Raw genomic sequence first — 20,345 nt, 5'->3', positions numbered from 1 at the left:
TGCCGGCGAACCCGGTGGCAATACCGTTTCAGTTGTCGAAAAAAACACGATATCAGATTGCTTTCATGTCACCGGCTGCTGGTAATCTTGCGCCCGCCCGTGGAACCCCGCGACCCATTGTCGCGGGCGATGCCGCAAACGGCCGGGCTGCCTTGCGTGCAGCCAATGACAGAGCCGTCCACGCGCACAGCCCACCTACAAAAGGAACAATCCATGAACAGCAGTATCACGGCAGGAGCGGTGGCCAGCGCCCCGGGCTTCCTGTCGAAGGAGCGCATCATCGCCCGTCCGGGCTTCAACCGCTGGCTGGTGCCGCCGGCAGCCCTGGCCATCCACCTGTGCATCGGCATGGCCTATGGCTTCTCGGTGTTCTGGCTGCCGTTGTCCCAGGCCCTGGGCGTCAGCGCACCAGTGGCCTGCGCCGCCGACATGGGCTTCGTCGCCCGCCTGTTCAGCGCCGAATGCGACTGGCCGATCTCCATGCTCAGCTGGATCTACACCCTGTTCTTCGTGTTCCTCGGCTGCTCGGCCGCGGTGCTCGGTGGCTGGCTGGAGCACGCCGGCCCGCGCAAGGCCGGGCTGGTCTCGGCGCTGTGCTGGTGCGGTGGCCTGCTGATCTCGGCGATCGGCGTGAAGACCCATCAGCTGTGGCTGATGTGGCTGGGCTCGGGGGTGATCGGGGGGATCGGCCTGGGCCTGGGCTACATCTCGCCGGTATCGACCTTGATCAAGTGGTTCCCGGACAAGCGCGGCATGGCCACTGGCATGGCGATCATGGGCTTTGGTGGCGGTGCCATGGTGGGCGCTCCGTTGGCCACCGCGCTCATGGGCCACTTTGGCAGCAGCACCGAGGTGGGGGTATGGCAGAGCTTCGTCGCCATGGCCGCGATCTACTTCGTGTTCATGACCGCCGGCGCCCTGGCCTACCGCGTGCCGCCGACCGGCTGGAAGCCTGAAGGCTGGACGCCGCCGGCGAAGAAGGCCAACGCCATGGTCACCGACCGTCACGTGCACGTCAGCGTGGCCTGGAAGACCCCGCAGTTCGCCCTGGTATGGCTGGTGCTGTGCCTGAACGTCTCGGCCGGCATCGGCATCCTCGGCATGGCCTCGCCGCTGTTGCAGGAAGTGTTCGCCGGCAAGCTGCTGGGCAACGGGTTGACCTTCGGCGAGCTGAACGCCGCGCAACTGGCGCAGATCGCCGCCATCGCCGCCGGCTTCACCGGCCTGCTCAGCCTGTTCAACATCGGCGGGCGCTTCTTCTGGGCGTCGTGCTCGGACTACATCGGCCGCAAGAACACCTACTTCGTGTTCTTCGCCCTGGGCGTGGGGCTCTACGGCCTGATTCCGAACCTGGGGCACCTGGGCAACGTGGCGCTGTTCGTCGCGGCGTTCTGCATCATCCTGTCGATGTACGGCGGCGGCTTCTCGACGGTGCCGGCCTACCTGGCGGACCTGTTCGGCACGCAGATGGTCGGCGCGATCCATGGCCGCCTGCTGACGGCCTGGGCCGCCGCCGGCGTGCTCGGCCCGGTGCTGATCACCTACCTGCGCGAGGCGCAGCTGGCCGCGGGGGTGGAGCGGGCCGCAGCCTATGACATGACCTTGTACATCCTCGCCGGCCTGCTGGTGCTGGGCTTTGTCTGCAACCTGCTGGTGCGGCCGGTGGCGGACAAGTACTTCATGACCGACGCCGAGCTTGCCGCCGAGCGTGCGCTGAGCCACGACAAGGGCGTCGATTCGGCGCGCGCGCTGGAATGGCACGCGGCGCCGGGCAGCCTGCCGCTGGTGCTGCTGGCCTGGGCGGTGGTGGTGATTCCGCTGGCCTGGGGGGTGTGGGTGACCTTGCAGAAAACGGCGGTGCTGTTCCAGTGAGTTAGCTGGCCCTGGGGGCGCTTTGCGCCCCTTTCGCGACGCAAGGCCGCTCCCACAGGCATTACGTACCTTCAGGGGTTACGAGGTTTCTGTAGGAGCGGCCTTGCGTCGCGATGGGCTGCGCAGCAGCCCCAAGGCGCAGTTGTATAGACCTGTAGGCCTGTCCCACCCCTGTAATCACTAGCCCTGCCATATGTCATCCGCGTTTCAAGCCGGCGCGTTCTGGGCCTATAATGGAGCCCTTTTCGCCCAATGATTTAGCGGAGCTGGTGATGGTCGAACGTAAGGCTTCCGTCGAGCGCAATACCCTGGAAACCCAGGTCAAGTGCTCGATCAACCTCGATGGCAGCGGCAAGGCCCGATTCGAAATCGGCGTGCCTTTCCTTGAACACATGCTGGACCAGATCGCCCGACATGGGCTGATCGATCTGGACATCGAGTGCAAGGGCGACCTGCATATCGACGATCACCATACCGTCGAGGACGTCGGCATCACCCTGGGCATGGCATTCGCCCAGGCCATCGGCGACAAGAAAGGCATCTTCCGCTACGGCCACGCCTACGTGCCGCTGGACGAAGCGCTGTCGCGGGTGGTCATCGACTTCTCCGGCCGCCCGGGCTTGCAGATGCACGTGCCCTACACCCGCGCCACCGTGGGCGGCTTCGATGTCGACCTGTTCCAGGAGTTCTTCCAGGGCTTCGTCAACCACGCCCTGGTGACCCTGCACATCGACAACCTGCGTGGCCACAACACCCACCACCAGATCGAGACCGTGTTCAAGGCGTTCGGCCGTGCCCTGCGCATGGCCATCACCCTCGACGAGCGCATGGCCGGGCAGATGCCTTCCACCAAGGGATGCCTGTAAATGCAGACGGTAGCCGTAATCGACTATGGCATGGGCAATTTGCACTCGGTGGCCAAGGCCCTGGAGCACGTGGGCGCCGGCAAGGTGCTGGTGACCAGTGACGCCGCGGTGATTCGCGAGGCCGACCGCGTGGTGTTCCCCGGCGTTGGCGCGATTCGCGACTGCATGGCCGAGATCCGCCGCCTGGGCTTCGACAGCCTGGTCCGCGAAGTCAGCCAGGACCGTCCGTTCCTGGGTATCTGCGTGGGCATGCAGGCGCTGCTCGAGCACAGCGAGGAAAACGACGGCGTCGACTGCATCGGCCTGTTCCCCGGCCAGGTGCGCTTCTTCGGCAAAAGCCTGAAGGAAGACGGCGAGCACCTGAAAGTGCCGCACATGGGTTGGAACGAAGTCAGCCAGACCAACGACCACCCGCTGTGGCACGACATTCCGGATCGCGCGCGTTTCTACTTCGTGCACAGCTACTACATCAATGCCGGCAAGCCGAGCCAGGTGGTCGGTCGCGGCCACTATGGCGTCGATTTCGCCGCCGCGCTGGCCGAGGGCTCGCGCTTCGCCGTGCAGTTCCACCCAGAGAAGAGCCACACCCATGGCCTGCAGCTGCTGCAGAACTTCGTGGCCTGGGACGGGCGCTGGTAAATGAGCAGATCGCGGAACAAGGCCGCCGGCATCACCCTGGCCCCCGAGCAGGAGCGCGAGGCGCTCGACACCCTCAAGCGCTTCCTCGAAGAGCGCTTCGAGCTGCAACTGGGGTCGTTCGAGGTGGCCGAGGTCCTCGAGCTGTTCAGCAAAGAGATTGCACCTCACTACTACAACAGGGCGATTAGCGATGTTCAGCTGCACCTCAAGGAGCGGTTCGAGAGCATCGAAAGCGACCTGTGGGCGCTCGAGAAGCCCTGAATTCCAACGATTAGACAGGTTCCTCACATGCTGATTATCCCCGCTATCGATCTCAAGGACGGTGCCTGCGTACGTCTGCGCCAAGGCCGCATGGAAGACTCCACCGTATTTTCCGACGACCCGGTGAGCATGGCCGCCAAATGGGTCGAGGGTGGCTGCCGCCGCCTGCACCTGGTCGACCTCAACGGCGCCTTCGAAGGCCAGCCGGTCAACGGCGAGGTGGTCACCGCCATCGCCAGGCGCTACCCGAACCTGCCGATCCAGATCGGCGGCGGCATCCGCTCGCTGGAAACCATCGAGCACTACGTCAAGGCCGGCGTCAGCCACGTGATCATCGGCACCAAGGCGGTCAAGCAGCCAGCGTTCGTCGCCGAGGCGTGCAAGGCCTTCCCAGGCAAGATCATCGTCGGCCTGGACGCCAAGGACGGCTTCGTCGCCACCGACGGCTGGGCCGAAGTCAGCTCGGTGCAGGTCATCGACCTGGCCAAGCGTTTCGAGGCTGATGGCGTGTCGTCGATCGTCTACACCGACATCGCCAAGGACGGCATGATGCAAGGCTGCAACGTGCCCTTCACCAAAGCCCTGGCCGAAGCCACGCGCATCCCGGTGATCGCCTCGGGCGGCATCCACAACCTGGGTGACATCAAGGCCCTGCTGGACGCCAAGGCCCCGGGCATCATCGGCGCCATCACCGGCCGTGCCATCTACGAAGGCACCCTCGACGTCGCCGAGGCCCAGGCCTTCTGCGACAACTACCAAGGCTGAGGAGCGACCATGGCACTGGCCAAGCGCATCATCCCTTGCCTGGACGTGGACAACGGCCGGGTGGTCAAGGGCGTCAAGTTCGAGAATATCCGCGATGCCGGCGACCCGGTGGAAATCGCCCGGCGTTATAACGAGCAAGGTGCCGACGAGATCACCTTCCTCGACATCACCGCCAGCGTCGATGGCCGCGACACCACCCTGCATACCGTCGAGCGCATGGCCAGCCAGGTGTTCATCCCGCTGACCGTGGGCGGTGGCGTGCGCACCGTGCAGGACATCCGCAACCTGCTCAACGCCGGTGCCGACAAGGTGTCGATCAACACCGCCGCGGTGTTCAACCCGGAGTTCGTCGGCGAGGCAGCGGACCGTTTCGGTTCGCAGTGCATCGTGGTGGCCATCGATGCCAAGAAGGTGTCCGGCCCCGGCGAAACGCCGCGCTGGGAGATCTTCACCCACGGTGGGCGCAAGCCGACCGGGCTGGATGCCGTCGAATGGGCGAAGAAAATGGAAGGCCTGGGTGCCGGTGAGATCCTGCTGACCAGCATGGACCAGGACGGCATGAAGAATGGCTTCGACCTGGGGGTGACCCGGGCCATCAGCGATGCGCTGGGGATCCCGGTGATCGCCTCGGGTGGCGTGGGTAACCTGCAGCACCTGGCCGATGGCATCCTGGAAGGGCATGCCAGCGCGGTGCTGGCGGCCAGTATCTTCCACTTTGGCGAGTACACGGTGCCTGAGGCCAAGGCCTACATGGCTTCGCGCGGGATCGTCGTGCGCTGACAGATCGCCGGGAGGGCTTCGCCCTCCTATCGCGACACAAGGCCGCTCCTACAGGAATACGCGTTCCCCTGTAGGAGCGGCCTTGTGTCGCGAAGCGGCCCCAGAGGCATCAGCCGTGGTTCTTGCCAAGCAACGCGTGATACAGCTCGGTATCCCCAAGAATCCCCACCACCTTGTCGTTATCCTGCAGCACCAGCTTGTTGCCCGTGTGATAACGAATCTGCAGCGCTTCGCGCATGCCGATATTGGCGTTGACCAGGGTTGGCCGCCGATCGAGCAATTCCACATCCTGCCCCGGTGCCCAGTTTTGCAGGTCCAGGCCGTTCTGGCCCTGACGCGCGCGCTTGATCGAACCGCCTTCGCCCAAGTCCAGCCAGGAATCGATGCCCGGGTCGATGCACACCGAGCCGTTGACCCGCTTGCAGTTGTCCAGGCTGCGCATCAGGCTGCGCCCACACAGCACGTTGAGCGGGTTGGTATGGGCGACGAAGGTGCGCACGTACTCGTCGGCCGGGTTGAGCACGATCTCTTCCGGCTTGCTGTACTGGATGATCCGCCCGTCTTTCATGATGGCGATGCGGCTGCCCAGCTTGAGGGCTTCGTCCAGGTCATGGCTGACGAACACGATGGTCTTGCTGAGCTTGGCCTGCAGGCCAAGCAGCTCATCTTGCAGGCCCTGGCGAATCAGCGGGTCGAGGGCCGAGAACGGCTCGTCCATCAACAGGATGTCGGCATCCATCGCCAGTGCCCGGGCCAGGCCAACACGCTGCTGCATGCCGCCGGACAGCTCATCCGGCTTTTTATTGCGCCACTGGGTCAGGCCCACCAGTTCGAGCTTCTCGTCGACCAGCTTGCGCCGTTCCTTTTCCGGGCGGCCCTGCATTTCCAGGCCGAAGCTGATGTTCTCGCGCACCGTCAGCCAGGGCATCAGGGCGAACTTCTGGAACACCATGGCGATGCGCTGGGTGCGCATCATCTTCAGCTCCGCCGGGGTGCAGTGGGCGATGTCGATGTGCTTGCCTTCATGCTCGACGAACAGCTTGCCGCGGCTCACGGTGTTGAGGCCGTTGATGCAGCGCAGCAGGCTCGACTTGCCCGAGCCGGACAGGCCCATCAGCACGCAGATCTCGCCTTTCTTGATATCCAGGTTGGCCTTCTCGACGCCGACCACCAGGCCGGTCTGCTTGAGGATCTCTTCGCGAGTCCTGCCCTGGTCGAGCAGCGCCAGCGCTTCGCGCGGCTTGCTGGAGAAAATGACGTCGACGTCTTCGAAACGAATGATGCTCATGCCTCACCCCTTACCGGCAGCTCCGGTTGCTTGCAGATACGGTCGAGCATGATCGCCAGCAGCACGATGGCCAGGCCCGCTTCGAAGCCCAGGGAGATATCCGCGGTGTTCAGCGCGTTGACCACCGGCTTGCCGAGGCCGTCGGCGCCAACCAGGGCGGCGATCACCACCATCGACAGCGACAGCATGATGCACTGGGTGACCCCGGCGGCGATGCTCGGCATGGCGTGGGGCAGTTCGATGCGGGTCAGCAACTGGCGGCGCGAGCAGCCAAAGGCCTTGCCGGCGTCCAGCAGTTCCTGAGGCACGTCGCAGATACCCAGGTAGGTGAGGCGGATGGGCGCGGCGATGGCGAACACCACGGTTGAGATCAGCCCCGGTACCACGCCCAGGCCGAACAGGGTCAGGGTGGGGATCAGGTAGACGAAGGTGGGCACGGTCTGCATCAGGTCCAGCACCGGGCGCATGGCGGTATAGAACATCGGCTTGTGCGCGGCGGCGATGCCCAGCGGCACGCCGATGACCACGCATACCACCGTGGCGAAGGTCACCTGCGCCAGGGTTTCCATGGTTTCCTGCCAGTAGCCCAGGTTGAGGATCAGCAGGAACGACAGGGCGACGAACAGGGTGAGCGCCCACTTGCGCTGGATCAGGTGGGCCAGGGCGGCGAACAGGGCGACGAGCACGAACGGGTTGAACCAGGTCAGGGCACTGGTGACGCCATGGATCATGAATTCCAGGCCTTGGGCGATGGCGTCGAAATAGCTGGCGCCGTTCTGGGTCAACCATTCGACGAACGAGGCGATGTACTGCCCCAGGGGTATTTTTTGATCGATAAGCATGATAGCGAGCTTCCACCTGCAAAGATTGAAATCAGTTCGGGGCGGTACGGTCCCGCCCCGCGGTAGTGCTTGTTGCTACTGCGAATTTCGTTGTTATTGCGAAAGCTTGGCCTTGACCGCCTCCAGCCCCGGTTTGCCATCCACGGTCGTCACCCCGGCCAGCCAGGTGTCGAGCACTTGCGGGTTGTTCTTCAGCCACGCCTTGGCGGCCGCGTCGGCTTTGATCTTGTCGTCCAGGACATTGCCCATCAGCGTGCTTTCCATGTCGAGGGTGAACGACAGGTTCTTCAGCAACTGGCCAACGTTGCTGCACTCCTGCACGTAGCCCTTGCGGGTGTTGGTCAGCACGGTCGCCTTGCCGAACTCGGGGCCGAAGAAGTCATCGCCGCCGGACAGGTACTGCATCTTGAAGCGCTTGTTCATCGGGTGCGGTTCCCAGCCCAGGAACACCACCGCCTCGCCACGCTTCTGCGCCCGGTCGACCTGCGACAGCATGCCCGCCTCGCTGGACTGCACCAGCTTGAAGCCGGCGCTCTTCAGGCCGAAGGCGTCCTTGTCGATCATGCTCTGGATGGTGCGGTTGCCGTCGTTGCCCGGCTCGATGCCGTAGATCTTGCCGCCGAGCTTGTCCTTGAACTTGACGATGTCGGCAAAGTCCTTGAGGCCCTGGTCGTAGAGCGCCTGGGGCACCGCCAGGGTGTACTTGGCGTTTTCCAGGTTGGCGCGCACGGTCTCGACGGTACCGGCGTCGCGGTACTGCTTGATGTCGTTCTCCATGGTCGGCATCCAGTTGCCGAGGAACACGTCGAGGTCCTTGCCGCCCGCCAGCGACTTGTAGGTCACCGGCACCGAGATCATGTTGGTGTGGGTCTTGTAGCCCAGGGCCTCGAGCACGACGCTGGTCATGGCCGTGGTGACGGTGATGTCGGTCCAGCCGACGTCGGAGAAGCGCACCGTCTGGCACTGCTCCGGTTCTGCGGCCTGGGCCAGCAGTGGGGTGGACAGCAACGCGGCCAGCAACAGCGAGGGTGAAGCTTTCATAGGTGGACTCCTGTGATTTTATCTTCGGGTTCGCGGGGGCCGTCGGTGCGTTCTGGGGCGCCGATCGGCCAGGCCTGCAGAGGGCAGGATGCGAGGCCGTGCAATACGAGTCGCTTTCGATAATCCTCCAGCGTCGGGCAATCGCCTACTGGTGGCGTCGTATCCAGTACAGGACGGGTCGCATCCAGTACGGACGATGTCGCAACTGGGTTTTTCCACCGCCACCCCCGGGTTTTTGCGGCATCCGGCCATTGGAAAACGGCGCGCGCAGCAGCGGATCAGCAGCGGCGCTGGTGGACAAAAGTACGTCGGTTGCAGACGGCGAGGGGCTGGGCAAAAGCCCGATGATGCGAGCATTCCAAGGCGGCTCGACGATTCAGCCTAGCAGTTGCGCAAGGTGTCGTATGGCGGTCCAGACAAGCCCAGCAAGAGGTGATCCGACAATGGCCATCAGCGTGTTCGACCTGTTCAAGATCGGTGTCGGGCCTTCCAGCTCGCACACCGTCGGCCCCATGCGCGCCGGCGCGCTGTTCGTCCAGGGGCTGCGCCAACGCGGCGAGCTGGAGCAGGTGCGGCGCATCGAAGTGCGCCTGTATGGCTCGCTGTCGGCCACCGGCGTCGGCCACGGCACCGACAGCGCCACGATCATGGGCCTGATGGGCGAATGGCCGGACGCCATCGACCCCAGCCAGATCACCCCACGTATCGCCGACCTGCGCGAAACCAACGTGCTCAAGCTCGACAACCGCCTGCCCATCGAGTTTGTCTGGGCCCGCGACATGCTGCTGCTGGACGAGAACCTGCCGTATCACCCCAATGCCATGACCCTGATTGCCCAAGGCCAGGGCGGCGAGCTGCACCGCGACACTTACTACTCGGTGGGCGGCGGTTTCGTGGTCGATGCCGCGCAGGCCGCCAGCGGCGTGCTGGATGCCGACCAGACCGTGCTGCCCTATGATTTCAACAGCGCCGCCGAACTGCTGCGCCTGTGCCGGCAAAACGACCTGAGCGTGTCGCAATTGATGCTGGCCAATGAGAAGGTCTGGCGCAGCGAAGACGAGATCCGCGCCGGCCTGCTCAAGCTCTGGCAGGCCATGCAGGAATGCGTGAACAACGGCCTCAAGCACGAGGGCATCCTGCCCGGTGGGCTCAATGTGCGGCGCCGCGCCGCCCGCCTGCACCGCAGCCTGCAGGAGCTGGGCAAGCCCAACGTGATCGGCTCGACCATGAGCGCCATGGAGTGGGTCAACCTGTTCGCCCTGGCGGTCAACGAAGAGAATGCCGCCGGCGGGCGCATGGTCACCGCGCCCACCAATGGCGCGGCGGGGATCATCCCGGCGGTGCTGCACTACTACATGCGCTTCTCCGATGCGGTGGACGAGTCCAACGTGGTGGACTTCTTCCTGGGCGCGGCGGCGGTGGGCATCCTGTGCAAGAAGAACGCGTCGATCTCCGGCGCCGAGGTTGGCTGCCAGGGCGAGGTCGGCTCGGCCTGCGCCATGGCCGCCGCGGGCCTGGCCCAGGTGCTCGGGGCCACCCCCGCGCAACTGGAGAACGCCGCCGAGATCGCCCTGGAGCACAACCTCGGGCTCACCTGCGACCCGGTTGGCGGGCTGGTCCAGGTGCCCTGCATCGAGCGCAATGCCATCGCCGCGGTGAAGGCGATCAACGCCGTGCAGATGGCCTTGCGCGGCGACGGCGAGCACTTCATCTCCCTCGACCAGGTGATCCGCACCATGCGCGACACCGGCGCCGACATGCACGACAAGTACAAAGAGACCTCCCGGGGCGGCCTGGCGGTCAGCGTCATCGAATGCTGATGCGCTGTCCTGGCCCATCCATGACCGTTGCGCCACATTCTGGCGCAGCGGTGCCAACGACCGACCGTCGGCTGTCGTTACCAGTAGCGTCGTTGTCGGTGACACTCAAGTCTGTCGCTTCTGGGCAACCTTCCCACAAGTGCTACCGAACTGCTCAGCAGTAAAACGCAAAGGCGCTGGCGCGCCGTTTTGCGTGGCAACACCGACTCGATGAAAAAGGCTCTTGCGGCAACAGGATGACGTCGTTTTTGGGTTTTTTTGGATGGCCGTTCAATTTCAGGCACGGCGTTTGCGTCGAGATTGACAAAGCCCTTGCATGCGAACGGGGGCGCTAACAAGAAACCCGTGCTCGCCTGAAGCACACCCTGCATTGTGTGAGGAGAAATCGCGATGACGTCGTACACCTCCGGGAACCCAACCCAGAACCGCACAGCACCCCAGTCCATCGGCTTTCTCCTGCTGGACAACTTCACCCTGATTTCCCTGGCCTCGGCGGTCGAGCCGCTGCGCATGGCCAACCAGCTGTCCGGCCGCGAGCTGTACCGCTGGCATACCTTGACCGTCGACGGTGGCCAGGTGTGGGCCAGCGACGGCTTGCAGATCACCCCTGACGCCGCCATGCACAGCGCCCCGCCGATCGACACTGTGATCGTCTGTGGCGGCGTAGGCATCCAGCGCACCGTCACCCGCGAGCATGTCACCTGGCTGCAAGCCCAGGCTCGCCAGTCGCGCCGCCTGGGCGCGGTGTGCACCGGCAGCTGGGCGCTGGCCTGCGCCGGCCTGCTCGATGGCTTCGATTGCAGCGTGCACTGGGAATGCCTGGCGGCGATGCAGGAGGCTTATCCGCGGGTGAACATGAGCACCCGTCTGTTCACCCTCGACCGCAACCGCTTCACCAGCTCCGGTGGCACCGCGCCGCTGGACATGATGCTGCACCTGATCAGCCGCGATCATGGCCGCGAGCTGTCGGCGGCGATCTCCGAGATGTTCGTCTACGAACGCATCCGCAACGAGCAGGACCACCAGCGCGTGCCGCTCAAGCACATGCTTGGCACCAACCAGCCGAAGCTGCAGGAAATCGTCGCGCTGATGGAGGCCAACCTCGAAGAGCCGATCGACCTCGACGAACTGGCGGTGTACGTGTCGGTATCGCGGCGCCAGCTCGAGCGCCTGTTCCAGAAGTACCTGCACTGCTCGCCATCGCGCTATTACCTGAAACTGCGCCTGATCCGCGCGCGGCAGTTGCTCAAGCAGACGCCGATGTCGATCATCGAGGTGGCCTCGGTGTGCGGGTTCGTCTCCACGCCGCACTTCTCCAAGTGCTACCGCGAGTATTTCGGCATTCCGCCACGTGACGAGCGGGTGGGCTCGAACACCACCCAGCAGGTGGCGATGATGCCGATTCCCCAGGCCATGGCCCTGTCGCCCCACAGCGGGCCGATGGCGGCGCTGAGCCAGGCGCGCAACGAGTCGACCTTTGCCAGCGTGCGCCTGTAGCTGAAACTGGCCCTTCAGCCGCGCCTGTTGAACTGCGCCAGCGCCGGCAGCAACTGCTTGTCGATGGCCTGGCGCACCGCCGGCAGGATCGTCGCGCTGCCGGTGTACATCTGCTCCACCATGCCCTTGAGTGCCCGCGCGTTGGGCTCGGTCAGGCCCCGCACCACCACCTCGCAGGCCTGCTCGGCACTGGCGCCGGCCGGAATATCGAAACCCCGCGAGCGCAATTGGCCCAGCAGGTCGTCCTGGTCGATCAGATCTGCATGCATCATGGCTGTTGTCCTTCGCTTGTGTTGTTTGCGACCGATTCTGTGACCGCCAGGGAGAGCCCGGCAAGCGCAGATTGTCACGATGGCCGCTTTGGCTAAGAACAGGTCGTTTACGGCTAAATCGAGAGGCGGGGAAGGCCGCACACTGAGGTCATTCACGGCACCGAGGGTTTGGTCACCCTCCCGCGCGCCCAGTGGATGTTGCTCGCTCTTGGCCCCGGATGCTCACGGCTTTCCGGGGTTATTTTTTGTGGCGCCAGCCTTGCTGGCGAACACCGGCATGGCCGGTGTCATCCTCCGCTGCACTTACCTGGAGCGTTCCGGCAGCTGCAAGGTGCGCCCGACGAATCGAGGGGCTGGCAGATCACCCTGATCGCTCGCCAATGCCTGCAGCAATTGCCCACTGCTTTCCCCGAACGGCGCCGAGCGCGGCCCGGCCAGATCCACATGCAGCAGCATCTGCTCACTGGCCGCCAATGCTTCGTCGAACCCCGCCCGGTGCAGGCTGTGGTACAGGTGCAGGCGCTTGCGGTCGAAGCCGATGATCTGCGTCTGCACCCACACCTCGGTATCGAGCTTCACCTCGTGCAGGTAGTTGATGTGCGCCTCCAGGGTGAACAGCGAATGCCCGCTCTGGCCCCGTGCATCGGCATCCAGGCCGATGCGCTCCATCAGCGCATCGGTGGCGTAGCTGAAGATCAGCAGGTAGTAGGCGTCACGCAGGTGGCCGTTGTAGTCGACCCAGTCCGGCAATATCCGGGTGTGGTAGGTGGTCAGTGCGGGCATCGTCGTCTCCTTTATTCGCCGAAGGCCATGCCATGGCTGGCCTTGCTGGCGCGTACCGCCTCCAGCACCGCCAGCAGGGTATCGTCACGATAGCGCTCCAGCGCGGCGATGCTGCGCTCGCCCAGTTGCTCGGCAGTCCCTTCGACCACATCGTCGATCAGCTTGTCGGTCAGCTCGGGTGCCGGCAGGTAGGTCCAGGGCAGCTTCAGCGCCGGGCCGAACTGGGCCATGAAGTGGCGCATGCCGGCGTCGCCACCGGCCAGGGTATAGGTGAGGAAGGTGCCCATGAACGACCAGCGCAAGCCGGCGCCGAAGCGGATCGCATCGTCGATCTCGCCGGTGCTGGCGACCCCGTCGTTGACCAGGTGCAGGGCCTCGCGCCAGAGCGCTTCGAGCAGGCGGTCGGCAATGAAGCCGGGGACTTCCTTGCGCACATGCAGCGGGCGCATGCCCAGGGCGCTGTAGATGGTTTTCGCCGCTTCGATGGCCTCTGGGGTGGTACGATTGCCGCCGACGATCTCCACCAGTGGCAGCAGGTAAACCGGGTTGAACGGGTGGCCGACCAGGCAACGCTCGGGGTGGCTGGCCGACTCGTAGAACTCGCTGGGCAACAAACCCGAGGTGCTGGAGCCGATGATCGCGTTGGGCTTGGCCGCGGCGCTGATCTTCGCGTGCAGGTCGAGCTTGAGGTCCAGGCGTTCGGGGGCGCTTTCCTGGATGAAGTCGGCGTCGCGCACGCACGCCTCGAGGGTGGCGACGAAGGTCAGCCGCTCCTGCGCGGCGCCGGGCGCCAGGCCCTGTTTGTGCAGGGCTGGCCAGGCGTTGGCGATGCGTTTGCGCAGGGCGGCTTCGGCGCCGGGCGCCGGGTCCCAGGCGATCACGTCCAGGCCGTGGGCCAGGGCGCGCGCGACCCAGCCGCTGCCGATCACGCCGCTACCCAGGGCGGCGAAGGTCTTGATGTCGGTGATGAAAGGCATGTCGAACTCCAGGGGCATCTGATGGGGCGGTGGCTGGCACCGGCTTTGCCGGCTCCTACAGGGGTTAGCGGCGCTTGAGGTTCATCTTTTCCCGGCCTTCGGCCGGGGTCAGCACGCGAGCGCCCATGCGGGTGATGATTTCGGCGGCGCGTTCCACCAGCTGGCCGTTGCTGGCCAACACCCCACGGTCCAGGTACAGGTTGTCTTCCAGGCCCACCCGCACGTTGCCGCCGAGCAGCACGGCCTGCGCGGCCATTGGCATCTGCATGCGGCCGATGCCGAAGCCGGCCCAGGTGACGTTGGCTGGCAGGTTGTCGACCATGGCCTTCATGGTGGTGGTGTCGGCCGGGGCGCCCCACGGGATGCCCAGGCACAGCTGGAACAGCGGATCTTCGAGCAGGCCTTCCTTGATCATCTGCTTGGCGAACCACAGGTGGCCGGTGTCGAAGATTTCCAACTCGGCCTTCACCCCCAGCTCGGTGATGCGCTTGGCGCCGGCCCGCAATTGCGCCGGGGTGGAGACATAGATGGCGTTGCCATCGCCAAAGTTGAGGGTGCCGCAGTCCAGGGTGCAGATCTCCGGCAGCAGTGCCTCGACATGGGCCAGGCGCTCCAGCGGCCCGATCAGGTCGGTGCCTGGGCCGAATGCCATCGGCGACTCGCCCGGGCCGATCTCCAGGTCGCCGCCCATGCCGGCGGTGAGGTTGACGATGATGTCGACGTCGGCTTCGCGGATGCGCTCCATGACCTCGCGGTAAAGGTTGACGTCGCGGCTGAAGCGGCCGGTTTCGGGGTCGCGGACGTGGCAATGGACCACGGTGGCGCCGGCCTTGGCGGCCTCGACGGCGGATTCGGCGATCTGCTTGGGAGTGACCGGGACCAGGTGGCTCTTGGCGACCGTGTCGCCGGCGCCGGTGAGGGCGCAGGTGATGATGACGTCGTGGTTCATGCTGGGTTCCTTGTGATATCTGGTTGGCAAGGCCGCTCCTACACCGAGCAGGCGGACCTGTCAGTGGGGGGGCAGGCGATGAGGACCTGTCAGTTGGCGCTGAGCTTGAGGTTGTTCGCGGCCGGCTTGCCGTCGAAGGTGGTCACGCCCTCTAGCCAGCGGGCCTGGTCCTCGGGGTGGTCCTTGAGCCACTGGCGGGCGGACTCCAGGGCATCCTTGTGATCGAGCAGCGGCTGCATCATCCGGCTCTCGTCCTCGGCGCTGAAGCTCAGGTTGGCCAGCAGCCGACTGGCATTGGGGCAGCGCTGGGCATAGTCCGGCGCGGTCACCGTCCACACCGTGGCACGGCCCTCGTCCGGGCCCAGGGCGCCCTGGCTGTCGCCGAGGTAGACCATGTCGATGTTCACGTTCATCGGGTGCGGCGCCCAGCCGAAGAACACCACCGCTTCCTGGCGCCGTACCGCGCGGTCTACCGCGGCGAGCATGCCGGCCTCGCTGGATTCGACCAGCTGGAACTTGCCCAGGCCGAACTGGTTCTTGGCGATCATCGCCTTGATCTGGGTGTTGGCGCCGGAGCCGGGTTCGATGCCATAGATCTTGCCGCCCAGTTCCTTCTCGAACCTGTGGATATCGGCGAAGTTCTTCAAGCCCTTGTCGGCCAGGTACTTGGGCACCGCCAAGGTGGCACGGGCGTCTTCCAGGCTGGGCTGGTCGAGGACCTTGACCTGCTTGGCCTCGACGAACGGGGTGATGGTCTGGGTCATGATCGGGTTCCAGTAACCCAGGAACAGGTCCAGGCGCCTGTCGCGGATACCGGCGAAGATGATCTGTTGCGAGGCGCTGGTCTGCTTGGTCTGGTAGCCCAGGCCATCGAGCAGTACCTGGGCCATGGCACTGGTGGCAATGACGTCGGTCCAGTTGACCACGCCCAGGCGCACATTTTTGCAGGCCGCAGGCTCGGCGGCGAAAAGCGGGGTTGCAGCGATGCTGCTCAGGGCAAGGGTGGTCAGGCTGCGGCGGATCAAGCGATGCATGGTGGCTCTCCATCGGCAGGGCGTTTTTTATTGTGGGTCGGTGCGTTTTTCGAACCGTTGCACCGTGTGAACACGCTACCCTGCTGCCAGGGTGGAAAATCGCACCCTGGCGACCAACACTTGCACGCAGGCGACCCCCTTCAACCCCGAGCATGCAATGGCGCAATTGATTCATTTCCTGCTGTTGCCCGGCTTTTCGGCAATGGGTTTCATCAGCGCCCTGGAGCCGCTGCGGGTGGCCAACCGGTTCCAGGGCCCGTCGTATCGCTGGCGGGTATTGAGCCTGGATGGCGGCGCGGTATTGGCCAGCAACGGCATGTCGGTGAACGCCGACGCTGCGCTGGGCAGCGGCGAGTCGGGCGCGGTGCTGCTGATCGTCGCCGGTTTCGAGCCGCTGGCCTGCTATGGCCCGCGCTTGCAGCAGGTGCTGCGCCGGCTCGACCATGAAGGGGTGATATTGGGCGGTATCGATACCGGCCCGGTCGTGCTGGCCGAGGCCGGCCTGCTCGACGGTTACCGCGCGACCTTGCACTGGGAGGCGCTGGATGCGTTCAAGGAGCGCTATCCACGGCTGCAGGTGACCCAGGAGCTGTTCGAGATCGATCGCCGGCGCATCACCTGCGCCGGCGGCACCGCCTCGATCGACCTGATGCTCGACCTGATCGCCCAGGCCCATGGCAGCGAGCTGGCGGTGCAGGTGTCCGAGCAGTTCGTACTGGGCCGCATTCGCCCGCGCCAGGACCATCAGCGCATGCAGATCGCCAGCCGTTACCGGATCAGCAACAAGAAGCTGGTGAAGGTGATCGGCGAGATGGAGCGCAACACCGAGCAGCCACTCAACACCCAGGTGCTGGCCGATGCGGTGCAGGTGACCCGGCGCCAGTTGGAGCGGCTGTTTCGCCTGCACTTGGACGACACCCCCACAGGTTTCTACCTGCGCCTGCGCCTGGACAAGGCGCGGCAGTTGCTGCACCAGACCGACATGAGCGTGCTCGAGGTGTCGTTGGCCTGTGGCTTCGAGTCGGCGTCGTACTTCACTCGCTGCTATCGGGCACGGTTCGCGCGCTGTCCGCGCCAGGATCGTCAGGCGCGCGCTGCTCGTGAGTAGGATCTGTTTCCCGATTATTGTCGGAGGCATTCATCTTTAGCGTAGGTAGTCCATTGAACGAACAAGGATTACCGAGATGTTTCCTGCAACACATACCCCAAAGACCTGGTGCTTGGCCTTGGCACTCGCTTCGCTGCTCGCCGCCGGGCACGCCAATGCGGCGGTGCAGGGCTGCGAAGACACCAGGACCGACACCTACGGGGATTATTACCAGCCCGGCTGGAACCGACTGGCGGATTACCCTCAAGGCCGGCAGAAAATGATCATCGCCTCCGACCCGCAGGCGTTTCGCTACATGAGCCAGCGTTTCGACGAATACCAGGAGGAAATCGATTCCTCCGGCTGGCACAAGACCGCGTCGGTCTACGAGGCGATCGCCCGCGAGCGTGCCGAGCCGTACCACGTGCCGGTGGTGATCAATGGCGACATCACCGAGTTCGGCCATGGCGGCGAGCGCAGCGCCGTGCAGAAGATGTTCCGCAAGATGGCGGTTGGCGTGGGCGGGCCGCTGATGCTGCCTGGGTTGGGCAACCATGACTACGACAACAATGTGAATGACTGCGCCAACAACGGCTGCGCCCGCGATGCTGTTTGCGACCAGATTGCCTGGGTCCAGGCCATGGGGCCGGTCAACGCTTTCGATTACCGTTATGAAAACGACACCCATGAGGGTTCGCTGTCCTACTCGGTGACCGTGGGGCGCGTGCGTATCATCCAGCTGAACAACGAACCGACCTATGAGCGGCAATGGAGCACCGGCGGCGGCTGGTCATTCAAGCCCAAGCGCCACTTCAACATCACGCGCTCGCTGGATTGGCTGGAGCAGCAATTGAAGGAGGCCTCGGCCAACGGCGAGATCATGCTCGTCAACATGCATATTTCCGAACATTGGGCGGACCCGTATCTGCGCCACAGCAAGGTACCCAAGTTGTTCGAGACCTATGGTGTGACCGCAGTGTTCTCCGGGCACAAGCACTGGAACCTCGGCAAGTACCATGCCTTTGGCAATGTCCCCCATTTCAAGGCCGGTGCGCTGAATGCGGGCACCTACCTGCGTTTGACCTTCGATTGGCCGGCGCAGCAGTTGCTGGTGGACGAGGTGAGCATGGACGGGCATTTCGGCAAGACCCATGTGGTCGAGCTGAAAGCGGCAGAGGCCTGATTGCACGCCCTTGTAGGAGCCGGCTTGCCGGCGAACACCGGCATGGCCGATGCCATCCATCGCGCGCGTGGTTCGCCAGCACGGCTGGTTCCTACGGGAGTTTGGCGTGACGCCTTACTGCTGCCCGATCGACTGCAAGTACTCCGAGCGCTCATCGCTACGCTGCGCCACACAGGTGTTCCAGGCCGCTTCGTAGGCCTTGCTGCCGGGTTTCTCGGCATAGGTCTCGACCTTGCAGTCGGCATCGCGCAATTGCACCCAGAGTTTTTCCGCGGCGTCCATCTTGGCGCTCAGCGCCGCGGCCTGGTCGCTGTCATCGGCGTACTGGTCGCGGATGCGCTGGATCAGGTCGTCGTAGGCCGACTTCAGCTCGCGCTCGGCGGTCTGCTTGTTGTAGGCGGCGCACGCGTAGCCCTGCTGGTCGGTCTCGACGTTGTCGCAGGGCGTGCTGTCTTCCTCGGCGGCGTGGGCGCCGCCGGCCACGGCCAACAAGACCAGCCATGCCATTGCTTTCATCCGTTTTCTCCTGATCAGGCTGACGAACCGCTGGGATTCTCGCTCAGCCTCGGCCCTGGCGATAGCTCCCCGGCGAAAAGTTCATCAAAGCCTTACAGCACCAGCAGACGAGACTTACTCTCATCTGCCTGGGGCGGGCCAGAGCCTGCCGTGGCGGCCCTTGACGCTTTCGGCAAACCCCCTGTCGTTTTTGCGTCGGGGCGCCGCGGGCGGCAGGCATATGCTGGCCCCAAAGCGCCGGCACAAGGTTCGGCGCGGGCAAACTTCAATAAAAGGGGACAGCCTGATGAGCCCAGCCGAACTTCACGCCGACAGCATCGTCATCGATGGCCTGATCATTGCCAAATGGAACCGCGAGCTGTTCGAGGACATGCGCAAGGGCGGGCTGACCGCGGCCAACTGCACGGTCTCGGTGTGGGAGGGCTTCAAGGCCACTGTCGACAACATCGCCGCCAGCCAGAAGCTGATCCGCGACAACAGCGACCTGGTGATGCCGGTGCGTACCACTGCCGACATCCGCAAGGCCAAGGAGCTGGGCAAGACCGGCATCCTCTTCGGCTTCCAGAACGCCCACGCGTTCGAAGACCAGATCGCCTACGTCGACGTGTTCAAGCAGCTCGGCGTGGGCATCGTGCAGATGTGCTACAACACCCAGAACCTGGTCGGCACCGGTTGCTACGAGCGTGACGGCGGGCTGTCGGGCTTCGGCCGCGAGATCGTCGCCGAGATGAACCGCGTCGGCATCATGTGCGACCTGTCCCACGTCGGCTCCAAGACTTCCGAGGAAGTCATCCTCGAGTCGAAGAAGCCGGTCTGCTATTCCCACTGCCTGCCTTCCGGCCTGAAAGAACACCCGCGCAACAAGTCCGATGCAGAGCTTAAGTTCATCGCCGACCACGGCGGCTTCGTCGGCGTGACCATGTTCGCGCCGTTTTTGGCCAAGGGCATCGACTCGACCATCGACGACTACGCCGAGGCCATCGAGTACACCATGAACATCGTCGGTGAAGACGCCATCGGTATCGGAACCGACTTCACCCAGGGCCACGGCCAGGACTTCTTCGAGTACCTGACCCACGACAAGGGCTACGCCCGGCGCCTGACCAACTTCGGCAAGATCATCAACCCGCTGGGCATCCGCACCGTCGGCGAGTTCCCCAACCTCACCGAGACGCTGCTCAAGCGCGGCCATTCCGAGCGCGTGGTGCGCAAGATCATGGGCGAAAACTGGGTCAACGTACTGAAAGACGTCTGGGGCGAGTAAGCCGCTCTCCAAGCCTGAAGCCCCTGCCAGCAACGCCGGGGCACCCAAACAAAAATTTTATGGAGTTGAGTTTCCATGGCCAAGATCGCCCCGCAATTGCCAATCGAAGTCGACAGCGAGACCGGTGTCTGGACCAGCGATGCCTTGCCGATGCTGTATGTGCCACGGCATTTCTTCGTCAACAACCACATGGGCATCGAGGAAGTGCTGGGCGCTGACAAGTACGCCGAGATCCTCTACAAGGCCGGCTACAAGTCTGCCTGGCACTGGTGCGAGAAAGAGGCCGAGTGCCATGGCCTGGAGGGCGTGGCGGTGTTCGAGCACTACATGAAGCGCCTGAGCCAGCGTGGCTGGGGCCTGTTCCAGATCCAGGACATCGACCTGGATAAAGGCACCTGCAGCGTCAAGCTCAAGCACTCGGCGTTCGTGTACGTCTATGGCAAGTGCGGGCGCAAGGTCGACTACATGTTCACCGGCTGGTTCGCCGGTGCCATGGACCAGATTCTCGCTGCCCGCGGCAGCAAGATCCGCACCGTGGCCGAACAGGTCTACGGCGGGTCGGAAGAAGGCCACGAAGATGGCCTGTTCGTTACAAAGCCGTTGTAAGCC

Annotated in this window: 21 protein-coding genes; 12 read left to right on the top strand and 9 right to left on the bottom strand. The window is 64.4% G+C overall.

The features are described 5' to 3' along the window. Positions 1-213 precede the first annotated feature (213 nt). The 6 genes from NJG22_RS05945 (at position 214) to hisF (ending at position 5,183) form a co-directional block, all read left to right on the top strand. Positions 214-1,872 carry an OFA family MFS transporter gene (locus NJG22_RS05945; protein ID WP_217851014.1) on the top strand — a complete coding sequence of 553 codons (1,659 nt, stop codon included), beginning with the start codon at positions 214-216 and terminating at the stop codon, positions 1,870-1,872. Positions 1,873-2,144: 272 nt separating this feature from the next. After that, positions 2,145-2,738, top strand: a complete 594-nt coding sequence (gene hisB, locus NJG22_RS05940) for an imidazoleglycerol-phosphate dehydratase HisB (protein ID WP_084941144.1) — start codon at positions 2,145-2,147, stop codon at positions 2,736-2,738. Further along, entirely contained in the window at positions 2,739-3,377 is a 639-nt protein-coding gene (gene hisH, locus NJG22_RS05935; RefSeq protein WP_217851012.1) for an imidazole glycerol phosphate synthase subunit HisH, read from the top strand. Beyond that, positions 3,378-3,638, top strand: coding sequence for a DUF2164 domain-containing protein (locus NJG22_RS05930; RefSeq protein ID WP_253093208.1), 261 nt, complete (start codon positions 3,378-3,380; stop codon positions 3,636-3,638). 27 nt (positions 3,639-3,665) lie between these two features. Further along, positions 3,666-4,403, top strand: coding sequence for a 1-(5-phosphoribosyl)-5-[(5-phosphoribosylamino)methylideneamino]imidazole-4-carboxamide isomerase (gene hisA / locus NJG22_RS05925; RefSeq protein ID WP_253093207.1), 738 nt, complete (start codon positions 3,666-3,668; stop codon positions 4,401-4,403). 9 nt (positions 4,404-4,412) lie between these two features. Then, complete coding sequence (gene hisF / locus NJG22_RS05920) at positions 4,413-5,183, top strand: imidazole glycerol phosphate synthase subunit HisF (protein WP_008091498.1); 771 nt, start codon at positions 4,413-4,415, stop codon at positions 5,181-5,183. 109 nt (positions 5,184-5,292) lie between these two features. On the opposite strand, the gene choV is transcribed toward hisF, so the two are convergent. From choV to NJG22_RS05905, 3 genes are all read right to left on the bottom strand, one after another. Beyond that, positions 5,293-6,471 (bottom strand): choline ABC transporter ATP-binding protein, encoded by a 1,179-nt coding sequence (gene choV / locus NJG22_RS05915; RefSeq protein ID WP_253093206.1) that lies wholly within the window; start codon positions 6,469-6,471, stop codon positions 5,293-5,295. Further along, positions 6,468-7,316, bottom strand: a complete 849-nt coding sequence (gene choW, locus NJG22_RS05910) for a choline ABC transporter permease subunit (protein WP_253093267.1) — start codon at positions 7,314-7,316, stop codon at positions 6,468-6,470. The genes choV and choW overlap by 4 nt, the downstream gene beginning before the upstream one ends. Before the next feature lie 90 nt (positions 7,317-7,406). Next, entirely contained in the window at positions 7,407-8,354 is a 948-nt protein-coding gene (locus tag NJG22_RS05905; protein WP_217851001.1) for a choline ABC transporter substrate-binding protein, read from the bottom strand. Positions 8,355-8,797: 443 nt separating this feature from the next. On the opposite strand from NJG22_RS05905, the gene NJG22_RS05900 reads away from it, so the two are divergent. Together NJG22_RS05900 and NJG22_RS05895 are read left to right on the top strand one after the other, a co-directional pair. Then, a complete protein-coding gene (locus NJG22_RS05900; protein ID WP_253093205.1) occupies positions 8,798-10,174 on the top strand; it encodes an L-serine ammonia-lyase in 1,377 nt (458 codons plus the stop codon). Between the two features lie 390 nt (positions 10,175-10,564). Further along, the gene (locus tag NJG22_RS05895) at positions 10,565-11,671 is read left to right on the top strand and encodes a GlxA family transcriptional regulator (RefSeq protein ID WP_253093204.1); all 1,107 of its coding nucleotides are present in this window, start codon (positions 10,565-10,567) and stop codon (positions 11,669-11,671) included. Positions 11,672-11,685: 14 nt separating this feature from the next. Here the strand turns inward: NJG22_RS05895 and NJG22_RS05890 are convergent, their stop codons facing one another. From NJG22_RS05890 to choX, 5 genes are all read right to left on the bottom strand, one after another. Beyond that, positions 11,686-11,943: a hypothetical protein gene (locus NJG22_RS05890; protein WP_217850996.1), complete on the bottom strand. Its 258-nt coding sequence runs from the start codon at positions 11,941-11,943 to the stop codon at positions 11,686-11,688. 303 nt (positions 11,944-12,246) lie between these two features. Further along, on the bottom strand, positions 12,247-12,726 hold the full coding sequence (locus NJG22_RS05885) for a thioesterase family protein (protein WP_253093203.1): 480 nt from the start codon (positions 12,724-12,726) through the stop codon (positions 12,247-12,249). A gap of 11 nt (positions 12,727-12,737) precedes the next feature. After that, positions 12,738-13,703, bottom strand: coding sequence for an L-carnitine dehydrogenase (locus tag NJG22_RS05880; RefSeq protein WP_253093202.1), 966 nt, complete (start codon positions 13,701-13,703; stop codon positions 12,738-12,740). Between the two features lie 64 nt (positions 13,704-13,767). Next, positions 13,768-14,652: a 3-keto-5-aminohexanoate cleavage protein gene (locus NJG22_RS05875; protein WP_253093201.1), complete on the bottom strand. Its 885-nt coding sequence runs from the start codon at positions 14,650-14,652 to the stop codon at positions 13,768-13,770. An 89-nt stretch (positions 14,653-14,741) separates the two neighbouring features. Then, positions 14,742-15,686 (bottom strand): choline ABC transporter substrate-binding protein, encoded by a 945-nt coding sequence (gene choX, locus NJG22_RS05870; protein WP_253093200.1) that lies wholly within the window; start codon positions 15,684-15,686, stop codon positions 14,742-14,744. 157 nt (positions 15,687-15,843) lie between these two features. On the opposite strand from choX, the gene NJG22_RS05865 reads away from it, so the two are divergent. Both NJG22_RS05865 and NJG22_RS05860 read left to right on the top strand, forming a co-directional pair. Next, positions 15,844-16,794 carry a GlxA family transcriptional regulator gene (locus tag NJG22_RS05865; RefSeq protein WP_253093199.1) on the top strand — a complete coding sequence of 317 codons (951 nt, stop codon included), beginning with the start codon at positions 15,844-15,846 and terminating at the stop codon, positions 16,792-16,794. A 118-nt stretch (positions 16,795-16,912) separates the two neighbouring features. Beyond that, positions 16,913-17,956, top strand: a complete 1,044-nt coding sequence (locus tag NJG22_RS05860) for a metallophosphoesterase (protein WP_253093198.1) — start codon at positions 16,913-16,915, stop codon at positions 17,954-17,956. A 114-nt stretch (positions 17,957-18,070) separates the two neighbouring features. Here NJG22_RS05860 and NJG22_RS05855 read toward each other — a convergent pair whose 3' ends face one another. Then, entirely contained in the window at positions 18,071-18,472 is a 402-nt protein-coding gene (locus NJG22_RS05855) for a lysozyme inhibitor LprI family protein (protein WP_253093197.1), read from the bottom strand. 286 nt (positions 18,473-18,758) lie between these two features. Between NJG22_RS05855 and NJG22_RS05850 the strand changes: the two genes are divergently transcribed. Both NJG22_RS05850 and NJG22_RS05845 read left to right on the top strand, forming a co-directional pair. After that, entirely contained in the window at positions 18,759-19,736 is a 978-nt protein-coding gene (locus NJG22_RS05850) for a dipeptidase (protein ID WP_016392223.1), read from the top strand. A gap of 75 nt (positions 19,737-19,811) precedes the next feature. Beyond that, positions 19,812-20,342, top strand: coding sequence for a DUF5943 domain-containing protein (locus NJG22_RS05845; RefSeq protein ID WP_217850974.1), 531 nt, complete (start codon positions 19,812-19,814; stop codon positions 20,340-20,342). The last annotated feature ends 3 nt before the right edge of the window (positions 20,343-20,345 follow it).

Origin of the sequence: Pseudomonas sp. VA159-2 (assembly GCF_024126635.1) — a bacterium.
Taxonomy (GTDB): domain Bacteria; phylum Pseudomonadota; class Gammaproteobacteria; order Pseudomonadales; family Pseudomonadaceae; genus Aquipseudomonas; species Aquipseudomonas muyukensis.
The sequence above is the reverse complement of the archived record's forward strand: the minus strand, read 5'-3'. Positions and strand labels throughout refer to the sequence as shown.

What these genes read in the sequence shown, in the direction of transcription:
- NJG22_RS05885 (WP_253093203.1), bottom strand. Translation starts at nt 12,726, where the DNA reads ATGCCCGCACTGACCACCTACCACACCCGGATATTGCCGGACTGGGTC.
- choX (WP_253093200.1), bottom strand. Translation starts at nt 15,686, where the DNA reads ATGCATCGCTTGATCCGCCGCAGCCTGACCACCCTTGCCCTGAGCAGC.
- hisA (WP_253093207.1), top strand. Translation starts at nt 3,666, where the DNA reads ATGCTGATTATCCCCGCTATCGATCTCAAGGACGGTGCCTGCGTACGT.
- NJG22_RS05865 (WP_253093199.1), top strand. Translation starts at nt 15,844, where the DNA reads ATGGCGCAATTGATTCATTTCCTGCTGTTGCCCGGCTTTTCGGCAATG.
- NJG22_RS05875 (WP_253093201.1), bottom strand. Translation starts at nt 14,652, where the DNA reads ATGAACCACGACGTCATCATCACCTGCGCCCTCACCGGCGCCGGCGAC.
- NJG22_RS05930 (WP_253093208.1), top strand. Translation starts at nt 3,378, where the DNA reads ATGAGCAGATCGCGGAACAAGGCCGCCGGCATCACCCTGGCCCCCGAG.
- NJG22_RS05845 (WP_217850974.1), top strand. Translation starts at nt 19,812, where the DNA reads ATGGCCAAGATCGCCCCGCAATTGCCAATCGAAGTCGACAGCGAGACC.
- NJG22_RS05900 (WP_253093205.1), top strand. Translation starts at nt 8,798, where the DNA reads ATGGCCATCAGCGTGTTCGACCTGTTCAAGATCGGTGTCGGGCCTTCC.
- NJG22_RS05890 (WP_217850996.1), bottom strand. Translation starts at nt 11,943, where the DNA reads ATGATGCATGCAGATCTGATCGACCAGGACGACCTGCTGGGCCAATTG.
- hisF (WP_008091498.1), top strand. Translation starts at nt 4,413, where the DNA reads ATGGCACTGGCCAAGCGCATCATCCCTTGCCTGGACGTGGACAACGGC.
- hisH (WP_217851012.1), top strand. Translation starts at nt 2,739, where the DNA reads ATGCAGACGGTAGCCGTAATCGACTATGGCATGGGCAATTTGCACTCG.
- NJG22_RS05945 (WP_217851014.1), top strand. Translation starts at nt 214, where the DNA reads ATGAACAGCAGTATCACGGCAGGAGCGGTGGCCAGCGCCCCGGGCTTC.
- NJG22_RS05905 (WP_217851001.1), bottom strand. Translation starts at nt 8,354, where the DNA reads ATGAAAGCTTCACCCTCGCTGTTGCTGGCCGCGTTGCTGTCCACCCCA.
- hisB (WP_084941144.1), top strand. Translation starts at nt 2,145, where the DNA reads ATGGTCGAACGTAAGGCTTCCGTCGAGCGCAATACCCTGGAAACCCAG.
- choV (WP_253093206.1), bottom strand. Translation starts at nt 6,471, where the DNA reads ATGAGCATCATTCGTTTCGAAGACGTCGACGTCATTTTCTCCAGCAAG.
- NJG22_RS05855 (WP_253093197.1), bottom strand. Translation starts at nt 18,472, where the DNA reads ATGAAAGCAATGGCATGGCTGGTCTTGTTGGCCGTGGCCGGCGGCGCC.
- NJG22_RS05850 (WP_016392223.1), top strand. Translation starts at nt 18,759, where the DNA reads ATGAGCCCAGCCGAACTTCACGCCGACAGCATCGTCATCGATGGCCTG.
- NJG22_RS05895 (WP_253093204.1), top strand. Translation starts at nt 10,565, where the DNA reads ATGACGTCGTACACCTCCGGGAACCCAACCCAGAACCGCACAGCACCC.
- NJG22_RS05880 (WP_253093202.1), bottom strand. Translation starts at nt 13,703, where the DNA reads ATGCCTTTCATCACCGACATCAAGACCTTCGCCGCCCTGGGTAGCGGC.